General features: G+C 26.7%; 18 protein-coding genes. 10 read left to right on the plus strand and 8 right to left on the minus strand.

Annotation, left to right across the window (positions count from 1 at the left end):
• Positions 1 to 9: 9 nt before the first annotated feature.
• The 3 genes from panC to ABLL_RS01815 all read right to left on the minus strand — a co-directional run bounded on the left by panC (position 10) and on the right by ABLL_RS01815 (position 2,631).
• On the minus strand, positions 10 to 828 hold the full coding sequence (gene panC / locus ABLL_RS01805) for a pantoate--beta-alanine ligase (protein WP_014473067.1): 819 nt from the start codon (positions 826 to 828) through the stop codon (positions 10 to 12).
• Between the two features lie 19 nt (positions 829 to 847).
• Positions 848 to 1,807: an ABC transporter permease gene (locus ABLL_RS01810; RefSeq protein ID WP_014473068.1), complete on the minus strand. Its 960-nt coding sequence runs from the start codon at positions 1,805 to 1,807 to the stop codon at positions 848 to 850.
• 71 nt (positions 1,808 to 1,878) lie between these two features.
• Positions 1,879 to 2,631, minus strand: a complete 753-nt coding sequence (locus ABLL_RS01815) for a CHAD domain-containing protein (RefSeq protein ID WP_014473069.1) — start codon at positions 2,629 to 2,631, stop codon at positions 1,879 to 1,881.
• A gap of 170 nt (positions 2,632 to 2,801) precedes the next feature.
• On the opposite strand from ABLL_RS01815, the gene acpS reads away from it, so the two are divergent.
• On the plus strand, positions 2,802 to 3,152 hold the full coding sequence (acpS, locus tag ABLL_RS01820; protein WP_014473070.1) for a holo-ACP synthase: 351 nt from the start codon (positions 2,802 to 2,804) through the stop codon (positions 3,150 to 3,152).
• Here the strand turns inward: acpS and ruvX are convergent, their stop codons facing one another.
• Both ruvX and ABLL_RS01830 read right to left on the minus strand, forming a co-directional pair.
• Entirely contained in the window at positions 3,153 to 3,533 is a 381-nt protein-coding gene (gene ruvX / locus ABLL_RS01825) for a Holliday junction resolvase RuvX (RefSeq protein WP_014473071.1), read from the minus strand.
• Positions 3,530 to 4,441: a methylenetetrahydrofolate reductase gene (locus ABLL_RS01830; protein ID WP_014473072.1), complete on the minus strand. Its 912-nt coding sequence runs from the start codon at positions 4,439 to 4,441 to the stop codon at positions 3,530 to 3,532. The genes ruvX and ABLL_RS01830 overlap by 4 nt, the downstream gene beginning before the upstream one ends.
• Positions 4,442 to 4,521: 80 nt before the next feature.
• Here ABLL_RS01830 and serB point away from each other — a divergent pair, with 80 nt between their 5' ends.
• From serB to ABLL_RS01855, 5 genes are all read left to right on the plus strand, one after another.
• Positions 4,522 to 5,145 carry a phosphoserine phosphatase SerB gene (gene serB / locus ABLL_RS01835; RefSeq protein ID WP_014473073.1) on the plus strand — a complete coding sequence of 208 codons (624 nt, stop codon included), beginning with the start codon at positions 4,522 to 4,524 and terminating at the stop codon, positions 5,143 to 5,145.
• Positions 5,146 to 5,169: 24 nt separating this feature from the next.
• Positions 5,170 to 6,162 (plus strand): transaldolase, encoded by a 993-nt coding sequence (locus tag ABLL_RS01840; protein ID WP_014473074.1) that lies wholly within the window; start codon positions 5,170 to 5,172, stop codon positions 6,160 to 6,162.
• A gap of 67 nt (positions 6,163 to 6,229) precedes the next feature.
• Entirely contained in the window at positions 6,230 to 7,591 is a 1,362-nt protein-coding gene (locus ABLL_RS01845; RefSeq protein ID WP_014473075.1) for a class II 3-deoxy-7-phosphoheptulonate synthase, read from the plus strand.
• 79 nt (positions 7,592 to 7,670) lie between these two features.
• The gene (locus ABLL_RS01850) at positions 7,671 to 8,510 is read left to right on the plus strand and encodes an outer membrane protein OmpK (protein WP_014473076.1); all 840 of its coding nucleotides are present in this window, start codon (positions 7,671 to 7,673) and stop codon (positions 8,508 to 8,510) included.
• 96 nt (positions 8,511 to 8,606) lie between these two features.
• Entirely contained in the window at positions 8,607 to 9,038 is a 432-nt protein-coding gene (locus tag ABLL_RS01855; protein ID WP_014473077.1) for a hypothetical protein, read from the plus strand.
• Between the two features lie 25 nt (positions 9,039 to 9,063).
• Here ABLL_RS01855 and ABLL_RS01860 read toward each other — a convergent pair whose 3' ends face one another.
• Genes ABLL_RS01860 through tgt form a run of 3 tightly spaced genes read right to left on the minus strand, consistent with a single transcriptional unit; the run spans position 9,064 to position 10,871 of the window.
• Positions 9,064 to 9,405 (minus strand): arsenate reductase family protein, encoded by a 342-nt coding sequence (locus tag ABLL_RS01860; RefSeq protein WP_014473078.1) that lies wholly within the window; start codon positions 9,403 to 9,405, stop codon positions 9,064 to 9,066.
• A gap of 9 nt (positions 9,406 to 9,414) precedes the next feature.
• Positions 9,415 to 9,705 (minus strand): Asp-tRNA(Asn)/Glu-tRNA(Gln) amidotransferase subunit GatC, encoded by a 291-nt coding sequence (gene gatC / locus ABLL_RS01865; RefSeq protein ID WP_014473079.1) that lies wholly within the window; start codon positions 9,703 to 9,705, stop codon positions 9,415 to 9,417.
• Positions 9,706 to 9,749: 44 nt separating this feature from the next.
• Positions 9,750 to 10,871: a tRNA guanosine(34) transglycosylase Tgt gene (tgt, locus tag ABLL_RS01870; protein WP_014473080.1), complete on the minus strand. Its 1,122-nt coding sequence runs from the start codon at positions 10,869 to 10,871 to the stop codon at positions 9,750 to 9,752.
• Between the two features lie 138 nt (positions 10,872 to 11,009).
• On the opposite strand from tgt, the gene ABLL_RS01875 reads away from it, so the two are divergent.
• Genes ABLL_RS01875 through murC form a run of 4 tightly spaced genes read left to right on the plus strand, consistent with a single transcriptional unit; the run spans position 11,010 to position 15,469 of the window.
• On the plus strand, positions 11,010 to 12,437 hold the full coding sequence (locus tag ABLL_RS01875) for a COG3400 family protein (protein ID WP_014473081.1): 1,428 nt from the start codon (positions 11,010 to 11,012) through the stop codon (positions 12,435 to 12,437).
• Between the two features lie 19 nt (positions 12,438 to 12,456).
• The gene (locus tag ABLL_RS01880) at positions 12,457 to 13,587 is read left to right on the plus strand and encodes a succinyldiaminopimelate transaminase (RefSeq protein ID WP_014473082.1); all 1,131 of its coding nucleotides are present in this window, start codon (positions 12,457 to 12,459) and stop codon (positions 13,585 to 13,587) included.
• Complete coding sequence (locus ABLL_RS01885) at positions 13,580 to 14,161, plus strand: hypothetical protein (RefSeq protein ID WP_014473083.1); 582 nt, start codon at positions 13,580 to 13,582, stop codon at positions 14,159 to 14,161. The genes ABLL_RS01880 and ABLL_RS01885 overlap by 8 nt, the downstream gene beginning before the upstream one ends.
• Positions 14,162 to 15,469, plus strand: coding sequence for a UDP-N-acetylmuramate--L-alanine ligase (gene murC, locus ABLL_RS01890; RefSeq protein WP_014473084.1), 1,308 nt, complete (start codon positions 14,162 to 14,164; stop codon positions 15,467 to 15,469). It begins immediately after the preceding gene.
• Positions 15,470 to 15,504: the final 35 nt, after the last annotated feature.

Raw genomic sequence — 15,504 nt, forward strand, 5'->3', positions numbered from 1 at the left:
AATCTTTTTTTAAAGCCAAATATTATCAAGTAATCTAGTATTTCCAAATCTAGCAACTACCAAGATAATTGTATTTTTAGGTTCAATAATCTCAATTTCATTAAATTCTCTATCAACTATTGCTACATACTCAACATCCAATGTTTTCATAACTTCATAAATTTTATCTTTTACAACTTTAACACTTCTTTCACCTTTTGAAATAACTGAACCTGCCATATAAAGTGATTTTGAAATTAAAAGTGCATCTTGTCTTTGTGTTGGATTTAGATAAATATTTCTTGAACTAAGTGCTAAACCATCTTCTTCTCTTACAATATCACATGGAACAATATTTATTGGTAAAAAGAAATTTCTTACCATTTGTTGAATAAGTGTTAGTTGTTGCGCATCTTTTTTCCCAAAGTAAGCATTTGTTGGTTGTGTTAAATTAAATAGTTTTAAAACAACTTGTAATACTCCATCAAAATGTCCTGGACGTGTTTTACCTTCTAAAATATAACTTTTATTTGGAGCTTTTACTAAAACTTCTTCTTTTGTATACATAGTTGAGATTTCAGGCATAAAAACATAATCAACTTTACACATTTGACAAATCTTTTTATCTGCTTCCTCTTTTCGTGGATATGCATCTAAATCTTCACCCGGTAAGAATTGAGTTGGATTTACAAATATAGATACAATAAGAACATCATTTTCATTTCTTGCTTGTTTGATAAGTGAAATATGTCCATTATGTAAAGCTCCCATTGTTGGAACAAAACCAACACTACCAGTTAAATTTTTTCTAACTTCTTGCAATTCTTCAATTGTTTTTAAAACTTGCAATATTTATCCTTTAATAAATTTATTTTTCTTCATAATTTGGGTTTAGTTTTAGTAAAACTAAATCAGCAATCATATTACCAATTAGTGTCAAAAAGGCTCCAATTATTAAAATCCCCATAATTACAGGATAGTCATGACTTAATGCACTTTGATAAAAAAGTAATCCCATCCCATCTATTGAAAATATAGTTTCAAGTATTACAGAACCTCCAATTATTCCAGGAAGTGAAAGCCCAAGTAAAGTTATAACAGGTGGATATAAATTGGGTAAAATATAAAATCTAAGTATTTGTTTTTGAGTTAAACCACGTGATTTTGCAAAAAAGATATAATCAGATTTAAGTATCTCGATGGTTAAACCTCTTATATATAAAATTAAACTACCAATTCCCCCAAAAACAATAATAAAAATTGGAAGTATTAGATGCCAAGCAAAATCTAAGTAGTAATTAAAACTCCCGTCATTAGGAATACTATGTAATCCTGCTATTGGAAAAATCTCAAAATTTATAGCAAAAACTAAAACTAAAATAAGTGCCAAATAAAATGAAGGCATTGAAAAACTTAGAAGTGATAATTGACCTGTAAATTTATCAAAAAAAGAGTTTTTATTTAAAGCTGATTTTATTCCAAAATATAGTGAAATTATAAAAATTAGTACCATTGAAACAATATTTATAGTTAAAGTAATAGGAATTCTACTTAATATCTCATTTTTTACCATTTCTCCACTTGAAAAAGAGATTCCAAAGTCAAGTTGTAAAATAGAAATAATCCAAGAAAAGAATTGGACATATAAAGGTTTATCAAGTCCGTAAATTGCTTTTAATTGTTCAATTGATTCAGGTGTAATATTTGGATTTAGTTCTCCACTTGCAAAAAAAGAGTTTGGTGCAGCATTTATTGCAATAAAAGATATTAGACTGATTATAAATAGCATAATTACTAAATAGAAAAATTTTCGGATAAACAGTTTCATATTGTTTATAAAATTCCTTTTATATTCATAAAATTATGAGAAAAAGAATAATATCCAAATTAAAGTAAGAGTTATTCATAAATATTACTTTTAAGTTTATTTAATTCATCTTTTTTATTTTTTAAAAGTTTTTTACACTCTTTTTTAGAACATTTTTTAATTTTTAATTTGTTTAAATAACCAATTTGATTTCTAATATCTTGAATTTCTCCAAAATTATTTTGAACTTTTTTACATATTTTTATTTTATTTTTTTCATTACTTATATGACAATTTTCTAAAAACTCTAAAGAATATCTTGATTTTTTAAAATGTATTCTGATTTTATGGAGTTTTTTATTACTATATTTTGCATCTATTTTTTTTGCTAAATCTATACTTTCTTCAAAATGATTATGTGTTATTTTTATTAATTCTTGGTTTGAATAAGAATATTTTATTTTAGAAATTTTATTTTTGATTCTTTTTAATTTTTTTAAATATTTTTTTGTTGATTTTTTATTCCAATATTTTTTTAAATATTTTTTTCTTTCAAGAATTATTTTTTTATGAAGATTTGGATATTTGTCTTTTGAAAGTGTTTTGATAAAAATATCAAACTCTCGTAAAGAGTTGGTTTTTAGAAATATTTTTTTTAATTTTAAATTTATAGATTTTTTATCTTTAAAAAAAAGATTTAATAAAGAACGAATTTTTCTAATATTAAGACGAAAATTATGTAAGTCTTCAATATTTTGTTCTTTTTTATCTAATTTTTTGAGTAATTTAATACTATTTTTTATAGTTAATAAAAGATAATTGTTTAAAATAGATAATTGTTTCATTATGTTGGTTTACCTTTGACATAATTATATGCTTTTAATTGTGTAATACCTAAAAATTTTCCCGATAATTAATTTTACTCTTATTAAGTTTATTTGGACTTATAAAAGCTAAATAAATATGAGATATAATATTAATTTGAAAGTTTTAATAATTTAAATATAGGTTTAGAATGATAGGAATAGATGTTACATCTTTAGATAGAATAAAAAAAATGTATGAAAGATTTGGAATAAAAGCATATAAAAAGTTTTTAAATCCCAATGAAATTGAACTAATTAAAAGAATAGAAACAGCAGCTGGATTTTGGGCAGCAAAAGAAGCAGCTAGTAAAGCTTTAGGAACAGGAATTGGTGCTAATTGTTCTTTTCATGATATAAAAATAAAAAAAGATAAATTTGGAGCACCTAAAATAAAGTATAAAAAAGAGATTAGAAAAAAATTTGGTATAAAAAAATCTCATTTATCAATAACACATGATGCAGGTTTTGCAATAGCTGTTGTTGTAAATGTTTTAAAATAATTACTTTTTAGCTAAATAACGTTCAAGTATTATTTTAGCTGCGAGAGAATCAACTCTTCCATCTCTTTTATATTTTATTTCACCTTTAATTAACTCTTCAGCTTCAATTGAACTCATATTTTCTTCTTGGAATTCATAAGGAATTTGAAGCTTTAAAAGAGAAACAAAGTGTTTTATTCTTTTTTGCATATCTTCGCTTGCACTTGGAAATCCAACTATTAGTTTTTCAATTTCCCACTCTTTTAAAAAAGAGTTTACATCATGTGCTGCTTGGTCTCTATTTTTTCTCAAAATGGCAGTTTGAGGAGTTACGATATTTGAAGTTAAACAAATAGCAACTCCTATTCTTTTTAGTCCTACATCAATTGAAGCTAATTTCAAGAGATAATCTCATTTGCAACATCAAATCTATTTGCTGTCATTAGATGGATTTTTGGATGAAGTTTATTTAAATCTCTGAATAAATCTTGACTTAATTGCATTCCAACTTTGTACTCTTCCTCTTCTGAAATATTATGTGCAGTTTCAAGGGCATCAATCCAAAATTGTGGTACATGAATACCTGGAACTTGTGCTGATAAAAATAGAGCTGTCCTAAGTTTTGTTACTGGAAAAACTCCAAAAATAAGTTGAGCTTTTTTCTTGTCTCCTTCAACTCCTTCTTTCGCAATATTAAATGATTCTAAAAGTTTTTTAGCATTTTCAATATCAAAAACAGGTTGAGAAATAATTCCAACAGCACCATTTTGGATTTTTAAATTCATTTTTTTCTCTAAAGTTGAGAAATTTTTTGCATAAGAGTTTGTAACAGCAAAAGGAAAAATTTGTTTAGGTTCTATTTTAAAAGGATGACCTGACATATCCATTCCATAATTAAATGATTTAATAATTTTTAAAAGCATTAAAGAGTTTGCTTCAAAAACTCCTTTTGCATGAGGTTGGTCACTCATTTTTGCAGGATCACCAGTAAGTGCTAAAATAGCTCTCACATCAAAATCATTTGCTCCCATTAAATCTGATTGTAATGCAATTTTGTTTCTATCTCTCATACTCATAGTTGCAATTACAGGTTTATTAAATTCTGTTTGTAATTTTAATGAGGCAAATAAAGCATTGTATTTTAATTTGGCAAGAGGATTATCTGTACACGAAAAACCATCAACTCTATCTTGTAATTTAAATTTTTTAATTCTTTCAATAATATTATGCATAGAAGGTTCATGTTGAGGTGTTGTTTCAAGTGTTAAAAATCTATCTTCTTGAAGTTTTTGTATAAGTGTTTCAAACATTTAAAAATATGTTCCTTTTAGATATTTAGTTAAATTTAGCTAATATTATACCTTTTAAAGACTAAAACTAGGGAAAATTGATGAAATTAGCTGTTTTTGATTTTGATTCAACTTTAATGGATGGGGAAACTATTGATTTTTTAGCAGTTGAATTAGGAATAGGTGAGCAAGTAAAAAAGATTACAGAAGAAGCAATGAGTGGAAGACTTGATTTTTTTGAATCTTTAACAACAAGAGTTGCTTTATTAAAAGGAATGGATTATAAAAAAGTTGTAGATATTTGTGCAAATCTTCCTTTAATGCCAGGCTCATATGAACTTGTACCAGAACTTCAAAAAATGGGATACAAAGTAGTGTGTTTTTCTGGTGGATTTAGACTTGGTACATCTCCAGCACGTGAAAAATTAGGTTTAGATGCAGATTTTTCAAATGTTTTACACGAAAAAAATGGCATTTTGACTGGACTTGTTGGTGGAGATATGATGTTTGGTTATTCAAAAGGTGATATGTTACAAAGAATCCAATCTTTAATGGGAATAACAAGAGCTGAAACTTTAGTTTGTGGTGATGGTGCAAATGATTTAAGTATGTTTGCACATGCAGATACAAGAGTTGCTTTTTGTGCAAGAGAGATACTTAAAAAAGAAGCAAATGTTATTGTAGATACAAAAGATTTAACAAAAATTCTAGATTATATAAAATAGGTTTTATTCTTACAAGGAGAAAAGATGAGTTTAAAAGAAGATATTAATTACTCTTTATGGTGTGATTTTATTGAAAGAGATTTTTTAGAAAATAGATTTAAAGAGATTATTAAAAAAGGGATTATTCAAGGTGCTACTTCAAATCCAGCTATTTTTGAATCATCAATCACAAACTCTGTTGCATACAAACAACAACTTGATATGTTACAAGCAAATAATGCAAAAACAATTTATGAAGAGCTTGCTTTAACTGATATTAAAAGAGCAGCTTTTTTACTTGATGAATTACACAAAAAAGATGCAGATGATGGATTTATTTCTATAGAAGTTGACCCACTTTTATGTGATGATGCTGCTGGTACTATTGAAGAAGGAGTAAGATTATATACTTCGATTAATGCAGATAATGTAATGATAAAAGTTCCTGCAACAGAAGCTGGATATATAGCAATGAGGGAATTAACTTCAAGAGGAATAAATGTAAATGCAACATTGATTTTTTCACCTGAACAAGCAATTAAATGTGCACAAGCTTTAGATGAAGGAATAAAAGATTCAAATAAAGATATAAAAGCTGTTATTTCAGTATTTGTTTCAAGATTTGACAGAATGATGGATGCTGATTTGATTTTAAAAGGTTTACAAGCTTCGAAATTAGGGATTATCAATGCAACAAAATGTTACTATGAAGTAAATAAATTTGGAAACTCAAATATTAGAACATTATTTGCAAGTACAGGTGTAAAAGGGAATGAATTAAGTCCTAGTTATTATATTGATAATTTAATTTATCCAAATTCAGTAAATACAGCACCACTAGCAACAATAGAAGATTGGTTAACTGATGGTTCAAAAGAACCAACACCAATTATGAGTGAAGTTGATTGTGATAAATATTTTGAACTTTTAAAATCAAAAGGAATCAAGATGCAATCAATTTATGATAAGCTATTAAATGATGGTTTAGAAGCATTCAAAGTTTCATTTAGAGATTTGCTTTCAAAATTAATAAATTAAAAAATTGTTTAAGAAATTATTGGATAAAATTTTTCCAATAATAAAATATAATAAAAAGGTAGAATAAATGAATATTTGGACTCCAAATAGCTGGAGAGATTTTCCTATAAAACAGCAACCAACATATAATGATTTAGAAAAACTTGCAAAAGTAGAATCAGAACTTGCATCTTATCCTCCTTTAATTTTTGCAGGAGAAGCACTGAATTTAAAAAAACAATTAGCTGATGTTGTAAATGGTAAAGCTTTTTTACTTCAAGGTGGAGATTGTGCAGAATCATTTACATCATTTAATGCTGCAAATATAAAAGATTTATTTAAAGTAATGATGCAAATGGCAGTTGTTTTAACTTTTTCTGGTGGTTGTCCAGTTGTAAAAGTAGGACGAGTTGCAGGTCAATTTGCAAAACCAAGAAGTGCTGATTTTGAAGAAATAGAAGGGGTAAGCTTGCCTTCATATAGAGGTGATATTGTAAATGATATTGCATTTACTGAAAAAGCAAGAAATCCAAGAGCTAAAAAATTATTAAAAGCATATAATCAAAGTGCAGCAACAATGAACCTTTTAAGAGCTTTTTCAAGAGGTGGAATGGCTGATTTAAATCAGGTTCATATATGGAATTTAGATTTTGTAAAAGATAATTATTTAGGTGCAAAGTATGAAGAACTTGCAAATAAAATTAGTGAAAGTTTAACATTTATGAAAGCTTGTGGAATTACAAGTGAAAATACTCCACAATTAAATCAAACTACACTATTTACTTCACATGAAGCACTATTGTTAAATTATGAGCAAGCACTAACTAGAAAAGATTCAATCACTGGTGATTGGTTTAACTGTGCTGCTCATATGTTATGGATTGGTGATAGAACAAGAGATTTAAAAGATGCTCATATTGAATATTTTAGAGGAATTAAAAATCCAATCGGATGTAAAGTAGGTCCAACTATGAAAGAGGATGAATTAATTCAATTAATTGATACTTTAAATCCTACTAATGAAGCTGGAAGATTAAATCTTATTGTTAGAATGGGTGCAAATAAAGTTGGTGATTTCTTCCCAAAACTTTTACAAAGAGTAAAAGCAGAAGGTAAAAATGTATTATGGTCAAGTGATCCAATGCATGGAAATACAATAAAAGCTGACAATGGATATAAAACTAGAGATTTTGAAGCAATTTTAAGTGAAGTAAAACAATTTTTTCAAATCCATAAAGCAGAAGGTACTTATGCAGGTGGAATTCATCTTGAAATGACAGGACAAAATGTAACAGAATGTACAGGAAGTGCATCTTCTGCTGTAACTCAAGAAAGTCTATCAAGTAGATATCATACTCAATGTGACCCAAGATTAAATGCTGACCAAGCTTTAGAGTTATCATTTATGATTGCTGATACTTTAAAAGAAGCAAGAAAAGATTTAGCGTAATTGTATAAATTATTGAAATAATCAAAAGGAGAGAGTTTTTACTTTCTCCTTTTTTTATGAATTTAAATAGGTGTTAATAATGAAAAATCTCATAGTAAGAGTTACTTTAGTTGTATTTCTTTTTGTAATAAATGTTTTTTCAAAAGATATTAATAATATTACTAATTCACATTGGGAAACTTTACATCTTTACCATGGAGAAAATCAAAAAGCAGGTCCTTTTGCATTTGATGATGATTATGTGGAGTTTGAGTTTGGTGGAAGATATGAATGGTTAGATTTATATGGATATATAGATTTTATAGATGCTTTAAACAGTTCAACAAGTGATAAGCATGGACAAAACAACTTCTTTGCAGATATTGAACCAAGAATTTCAATAGACTATTTAACAAATACTGATTTATCTTATGGTGCTTTACAAGAGTTATTTATCGCTTTTGATATCTATTATGCAGATGAGCCAAATGGAGATGGATTAAAGATAGTTTGGATGGGATTAGGAAGTGACATAGATATTCCATGGCTTGGAATTAGTGGTGTGAATTTTTATACTAGATATGTAGAAGAAAATTATGGTGCAAGTAATGAAAATAGTTTTGATGGATATGTTGCTCATATAAATTGGTTCAAACCTTTATATAATTTTACGGATTCAAGATTTTTATCTTTTCAAGGTTATTTAGATTATGAGTTTGGAAGTGATTTAGATAATAACAGTTTTGAAAGACAATATAGAACAAGTGATTCATTACAATCTTATTTAGGACTTTGGGTACATGATAAAAAATGGACAGCTGGATATGGACTAAAAGTTTATAAAAATATGACTCAATGGAAAGATGGTGAAGTTTTAAATGGTAAAGAGACAAAAACTTCTGGATATGCTCACTATTTTAATATAGGATATAAATTTTAATTAATTTCATAAAAATTATTTTAAAATAAAAAAATGAGTCATTTATGAGTAATTCTTTGTGTATTATTTTTCTTCATTAATACGCAAGGAGAAAATATGGCAGCAGTAGGAGCTGGATTATTTGTTTTTTTATTTATTTTTCTAGTTTGGTTAGGATTTTTATTAAGCCTTAATAAATTAGTCAATGTAATGAGAGTTGATGGTTTACCTCAAACTTTTATAAGTAAAATTTGGGTTTGGAGTCAAGTGATTCCTTTTTGGGGCTTTATTGCTTTAATTGTATTTAATATTAAAGCAGACACTGCATCAAGAGCATTGGAATCAGAATTTAAATTACCTTTTAAAGAAATAAAATATCCTGCAACAATTGGTTGGATAGTTATTTTAGGTTTACTTTATACATGGATTCCTATTTTAGGAGCACTAGTATTATTAGTTTGTATGATTTTATTTTGGATTAAAGTTTCTTCAACTTCAAAACAAATAGAAGATTTAAAATTAAACACAAAGACTACAATTGAGTCTTGATAGATAGAAAGTAGGTTACTACTTTCTATAAAAAAGTTTTTTTATAAAGCTCTTCATCCCAAGCTACAACTAATTTATCATCAAATTCAATAACTGGTCTTTTAAAAAGTAATGGTTCTTTACAAAGCCATTCATATTTTCCATTATCATCAAGATTTAACTCTTTTAGATTTAATGTTTTATATTTTGTACCTTTGTTATTAAAAAGAACATTTATATCAGCTTTTGTAGTCCAAATCTTTATTTTATCTGCACTTGGAGTCTCTTTTTTAAAATCAAAAAATTCAACTTCGATATTATTATCTTTAAAAAATTTCAAAGCATTTCTTACACTTCCACAAGTTTTTATACCGTAAACTGTAATCATAAAATTGTCCTATTCAATGATTTTTGGAACTATAAAGTATCCATCTTCAGATTTTGGAGCATTTTTTAAAATTTGATTTGATAATTCTAAATTTTGAACTGAAACATCTTCTCTTAAAGGTGTACCCCCTTCAATTGTAGTAAATGTAGCTTCGATATGACTTACATCAATATCATTTAAATTTTCAACGAAGTTAATAATATCAGCTAATTCTGATTTCAATTTCTCTTTTCTTGAATCATCAACCTGTAAACTTGATAATTTTTCTAATTTTGCAATTAATTTATCATCAACAGTCATAAGTATCCTTATTTTTAATATATTTTATTTTATCAAAAAAGAGTTTATTTGCTTCTTTTAGCGTAAAACTCTTTTTTAAATTCAGTCCAATTATTTGCTAAAATTGCTTCTCTTGCATCTCTCATTAATTGTAAATAGTAATGAATATTATGAATTGAAGCAAGTCTAAAATATGTTATTTCAGAAGCTCTAAATAAATGATTTAGATAAGCTCTTGAAAAGTTTTTGCAAGTATAACATTCACATGCGTTATCTATTGGATTAGTATCTTCTTTAAATTCAGCTTTTTTGATGTTTAATCTTCCAAAAGTTGTAAATAAAGTTCCATTTCTTGCATTTCTTGTAGGCATTACACAGTCAAACATATCAACACCACGCTCGATATTTTCTATTAAATCTTCAGGCGTTCCAACACCCATAAGATATCGTGGTTTATCTTTTGGCATAAATTGAGTTGTCCATTCAACAGTTTCATACATATCAGCATTTGGTTCACCAACACTTAGTCCACCAATTGCATAACCATCATAATCTGTCATTGCACAAAGTTGTTCAGCACTCATTTTTCTAAACTCTTTGTCTGTTCCACCTTGAATAATAGCAAAGATATTTTGATTTACTCCAATACCTTTTTCTTTTTGAGACATATGATATTCAATTGCTTCTTTAGCCCATTTAGTAGTTCTTTCTATTGATTTTTGGATTCTCTCTTTAGTATTAGGTAAGGCTACTAAATCATCCAAAATCATCATAATATCACTGCCCAAATCATATTGAGTATTAAGAACACTTTGTGGAGTAAAGTAATGTTTACTCCCATCAATATGTGATTTAAAAGTAATTCCATTTTCATCTGGTTTACTATTATCACTTAGTGAAAATGCTTGAAATCCTCCACTATCTGTTAAAAATGAGTTTGGAAATTTTGAAAATCCATGAAGTCCACCAAATTTTTTGATTAGTTTACTTCCTGGTCTTAAATATAAGTGATAAGTATTTCCAAGTATAATTTTTGCTCCAAGTTCTAGCATATCATTTGCATCCAGAGCTTTTACTGTTCCTTGTGTTCCCACTGGCATGAAAACAGGAGTTAAAATAGTACTATGAGCAGTTTTTATTGTACAAGCTCTAGCACCATTTGATGTTGCGTCTATTTTAAATTCCATAAATCTTAAAAACCTTTTTTTAGATAATTATAATTGTACCTAAACTAAGATTTATATCTTGTGATAGTAAAATATAAAGCTAAAAATTAGCTATAAATAAAAATCTACTATTAATTTTTTTAGGATATAATTTTAGTCATGAAAAAAATATTAATTATATTAGATGGTATTGTTGCAAAAAAATTAATGCAAAGAATTATTGAAGCTAATACAGGTGACAATAGTTATGATGTAATATATATGAGTGATGTAATTTTACCAGTACAAAAGCCTTCTAACTTTACATTTTATAAGTTTGATCCAACTTCAAAATCAAAACTTTCAATGGTTTTAGATAAAAATATTCATACAGAAGTTTTAATTGCACTTAACTCTAAAGATGAGACTTTAAATGTAATTAAAAATATTAGAGAACACACAAAAAATCTTCAAATGACAGTTTTGGATTATTGGGGAATAAAAGTAAATGATTCTTTAGTAAATATTTATAGAGGAATTGAAGTTTTAGCAAATGGAATGGTTGAAAAACTCCCAAATGTTCCAGTTTTAGCGCAAAATATTGGATTAAAACAAGGTGAAATTATGGAGATAAGAATTCCATTTGGAAGTTCTTATGCTTATAGATACATTGGTTCAATTGAGCAAAAAGAGTGGAGAATTTTTGGGCTTTACAGAAATCAAAAGATGATAAATATAAAACCTTCTTTAGTTTTAAAACCAAATGATGTAATTTTAGTTATTGGAAAACCTGATGTTTTAATGCAAGTTTATAATGTAATTGGAAAAACGCAAGGGCAATTTCCTATGCCATTTGGAAGTAATATTTATCTATATTTAGATTTATATCTTGAAGATGAAAATAGTGTAAAAAAAGCTATTGATGAAGCAAAATATTTAAATCAAAAATTGAAAAATAATTTATTAATAGTTAGAGTTACAAGACCTACAACAGTTGAAATTATGGATTTAATTAAAAATGAGTTAAGACATTTTCCTACTATTATTTTACAAATTGATTATGCAAATAAAGGTTTTTCAAAAATTGTAAAAGAAGATTATAGAAAATATAATATTGGTATGATTATGTTGACACATGAAATGTTCAAAGATAAAGAGAGAACAAAAAGTGTTATGGAACTTAAAATTCCAGTATTTAAATTTGGAAAAGAAAAGTTAAAATCTGTAAAAAGAACAGTAATTATATTAAATGATACAAATTCTTATGAGCAAATTTCACCAATAGTATTTGATATCTCAAGTCAATTAAAAATAAAAACAAAAATATTTGATTTAGACCCAATTGGTGAAAAAGAAGGAAAATCTAATCTTTTAGATCATTTTGAAAATTTAGCAAAAATATTTAATGAAAAATTAGAAATAGTAACAAGTGGTGAAAATCCAATCAGAGAGTTAAAAAAACAAAGAAATATGCTACAAATCTTACCTTTAAAACAAGATATGTTTAAAAAAAGATTTTCATTTAAATTTTTCTATACAAATAGTGATTTTATTGCATTTGATATGAATAAATTTAATCAATTACTAATCCCAATATCTGAAGAATAAAAATAAGGAAATAAAATTTATGAATTTTGAAAAATATCCATTTGAAAAATTGAATGAGTTATTAAAAGATGTGGTTCCAAATGATAAATTTGAACTATCAGCTTTGACAATAGGTGAACCAAAATTTGAAACACCACAATTCATCCAAGATAAATTAAAAGAAACAACACCTCTTTTGAGAAAATATCCCTCAACAGTAGGTGAAGTATTTTTAAGAGAATCTATGATTAATTTTGTAAAAAATAGATTCAATGTATCTTTAGAAATAAATCAAATTGTTCCAACTTTTGGAACAAGAGAAGTTTTATTTAACTTCCCTCAATTTGCTTTATTTGATAAAAAAAATCCAGTAATTGCTTTTACAAATCCTTTTTATCAAATCTATGAAGGTGCAGCAATTGCTAGTCGTGCTGAGGTTATTCATATAAATTTAACAAAAGAGAATAATTTTAAAGCAATGCTTAGTGATGAAGAGTTAAAAAAATGTGATTTAGTAGTTCTAAATTTCCCAAATAATCCAACATCAGCTTCAATGGATATTGATGAGTTAGGAATTTGGGTTAAAAAAGCATTAGAATTTGATTTTATACTTATAAATGATGAATGTTATAGTGAAATATATTTTGAAGAAGAGACAAAACCAGCTTCACTTTTAGAAGCTAGTATAAAAGTTGGAAATACTGAATTTAAAAATGTATTAGTAATGAACTCAATTTCAAAAAGAAGTAGTGCACCAGGACTTAGAAGTGGATTTATAGCAGGTGATGCAACTATTTTAAAAGATTATTTACAATATAGAACTTATGTTGGTTGTGCTTCTCCTGTTCCACTTCAAGAAGCAGCGGCTGTTGCTTGGAATGATCAGAATCATGTGGCTGAATTTAGAAAAATCTATAAAAAGAATTTTGAAATTGCAAAAGAGATTTTAGGAACAGATATCCCAAAAGCAACTTTTTATATTTGGTTAGAAGTAAAAGATGAACTTGAATTTACAAAAAATTTATATAAAGAAAAAAATATCAAAGTACTACCTGGAAGTTTTTTAGGAAGAAATGGTTTAGGAAAAGGTTATGTAAGAATAGCACTTGTTGAAAATGAAGAAAAAACAAGAGAAACTTTAAAAAGATTAAAGGATTTTATAGATGGATAAAGAAGCTTTATTTCAAGCAAGAACAAATCCAGATTTTTTAAAATATTTAGAAGAGACAAGAGTTAATTCTATGAAAGCTGAAGATATAGGATTGATGTATGAAACTTTAGATTCTATGTTAGTTTTAGGACTTGATGAAGAAGATATAAACAAACTTTATGAACAGATTTTAAAAACATCTTTTTCAAATGTTGAAAAGATTTTACAAAATCATGAAAAACTAAAACTTGAAGCTGATAATCTTTTATATGTTCGAGCTTTATATGAACATGCTATTGAAAAATGGTCAAATGGAAATTTTAAAGGTGCAAAAGAATTGATTTTTGTAATTGCAAATATCATTGAAGATGAGGTTTTAGAAAAAGCTTTAAATGTATTGATTGTTTTTTTAGCTTCAAATATAGAACTTGATGATTTTTATGATACAAGAGTTGATTTAGAAGCTGATATTGATGATGAAAAATATGGATATTTTATTATAAAATTTAAGTTTGATAATCAAGAATTTTTAAATGAGAATAGAAATGTTTTAGAAAAAGAGTATAAAAATTTAAAATATTTATTAGGAAATTAATTGAAAGTACATTTTATAGGAATCGGTGGGATAGGGCTTTCTGCCTTAGCTAGATTTTTAAATTTTGATGGTCATGAAGTATCTGGTTCAGATATGAAAAGCTCACCAATTACAAGAGCTTTAGAAGAAGAGGGAATAAAAGTATTTTGTCCCCAAGATGCAACTAATATAAAAGATGATGTAGATTTAGTTATCTATTCAGCAGCTGTTACAGATGAGAATCCTGAATTAATTGAGGCAAGACTTAAACAAATAAGAACTCTTTCACGTAAAGAAGCATTACCTATTATTTTAGGTGATAAGAAAAATTATTGTGTTGCTGGAGCTCATGGAAAATCAACAACAACAGCAATGTTAGCTTCAATTTTAAATAGTACAGCTCTAATTGGTGCAATTTCAAAAGATTTTGGTTCAAATTTTAGATATGTAAATGATTTAGTCGCTTTTGAAGCAGATGAATCTGATGCCTCTTTTTTACTTTCAAGCCCTTATTGTGCAATAGTTACAAATGCAGAACCTGAACATATGGAATATTATCACTATGATTATGATAAGTTTTATGAGTCTTATGAAAAATTTTTAAGTCTTGCAAAAAAAAGAGTTGTAAATGGTGAAGATAAAGATGTTCAAAAACTAAAAATAGAAGATGCTACTTACCTTTATCCATCAAAAGATATTAAAAATCTTTGTTATACACTAAAAGATAATCAACCTTGCACTAAATTTTATTTAAAAGATTTAGGAACTTTTGAAGTTTGGGGATTTGGTTTCCATATGGCTACAAATGCCTCTTTAGCAATACTTGCAGCTTTAAATGAGCTAGATGTTGAAACAATTAGAAAAAATCTTTTAAACTATAAAGGGATTAAAAAAAGATTTGATATTGTTCAATCAAATGAAAAATTTGTGGTAATTGATGATTATGCACATCATCCAACTGAGATTGAAGCAACTATGAAATCAATAGAGTTATATGACAATCTTACAAATTTAAATAAAAGAATAGTTCTTTGGCAACCACATAAATACTCTAGAACAAGTGATAATCTTGAAGGTTTTAAAAAATGTTTTAGAAGATGTGATGAACTTGTAATTCTTCCTTTATGGACAATTCCTGGTGAGAAAAAAATAGATATAGATTTTGAAAAAGAGTTCGCCTCTTATAATCCAATTTTTGCAGATAAAATAATAGCAACTAATGGAAAAATTGAACTAATAAAAGATGAAAAAATTATCAAAAGTTATGATGAGGGAATCTTCCTTGGTGTCGGGGCTGGAGATATAACTTACCAATTAAGATATAAATAAATTTAACAATAACTAAAGATTTCTTTACTAAAATA

The organism is Arcobacter sp. L, from assembly GCF_000284235.1.
GTDB lineage: Bacteria > Campylobacterota > Campylobacteria > Campylobacterales > Arcobacteraceae > Aliarcobacter > Aliarcobacter defluvii.

Excerpts from the sequence above, each read along its gene's own strand:
- ABLL_RS01810 (WP_014473068.1), bottom strand. The coding sequence starts at position 1,807 with ATGAAACTGTTTATCCGAAAATTTTTCTATTTAGTAATTATGCTATTT.
- ABLL_RS01815 (WP_014473069.1), bottom strand. The coding sequence starts at position 2,631 with ATGAAACAATTATCTATTTTAAACAATTATCTTTTATTAACTATAAAA.
- acpS (WP_014473070.1), top strand. The coding sequence starts at position 2,802 with ATGATAGGAATAGATGTTACATCTTTAGATAGAATAAAAAAAATGTAT.
- ABLL_RS01830 (WP_014473072.1), bottom strand. The coding sequence starts at position 4,441 with ATGTTTGAAACACTTATACAAAAACTTCAAGAAGATAGATTTTTAACA.
- serB (WP_014473073.1), top strand. The coding sequence starts at position 4,522 with ATGAAATTAGCTGTTTTTGATTTTGATTCAACTTTAATGGATGGGGAA.
- ABLL_RS01840 (WP_014473074.1), top strand. The coding sequence starts at position 5,170 with ATGAGTTTAAAAGAAGATATTAATTACTCTTTATGGTGTGATTTTATT.
- ABLL_RS01845 (WP_014473075.1), top strand. The coding sequence starts at position 6,230 with ATGAATATTTGGACTCCAAATAGCTGGAGAGATTTTCCTATAAAACAG.
- ABLL_RS01850 (WP_014473076.1), top strand. The coding sequence starts at position 7,671 with ATGAAAAATCTCATAGTAAGAGTTACTTTAGTTGTATTTCTTTTTGTA.
- ABLL_RS01855 (WP_014473077.1), top strand. The coding sequence starts at position 8,607 with ATGGCAGCAGTAGGAGCTGGATTATTTGTTTTTTTATTTATTTTTCTA.
- ABLL_RS01860 (WP_014473078.1), bottom strand. The coding sequence starts at position 9,405 with ATGATTACAGTTTACGGTATAAAAACTTGTGGAAGTGTAAGAAATGCT.
- gatC (WP_014473079.1), bottom strand. The coding sequence starts at position 9,705 with ATGACTGTTGATGATAAATTAATTGCAAAATTAGAAAAATTATCAAGT.
- tgt (WP_014473080.1), bottom strand. The coding sequence starts at position 10,871 with ATGGAATTTAAAATAGACGCAACATCAAATGGTGCTAGAGCTTGTACA.
- ABLL_RS01875 (WP_014473081.1), top strand. The coding sequence starts at position 11,010 with ATGAAAAAAATATTAATTATATTAGATGGTATTGTTGCAAAAAAATTA.
- ABLL_RS01880 (WP_014473082.1), top strand. The coding sequence starts at position 12,457 with ATGAATTTTGAAAAATATCCATTTGAAAAATTGAATGAGTTATTAAAA.
- ABLL_RS01885 (WP_014473083.1), top strand. The coding sequence starts at position 13,580 with ATGGATAAAGAAGCTTTATTTCAAGCAAGAACAAATCCAGATTTTTTA.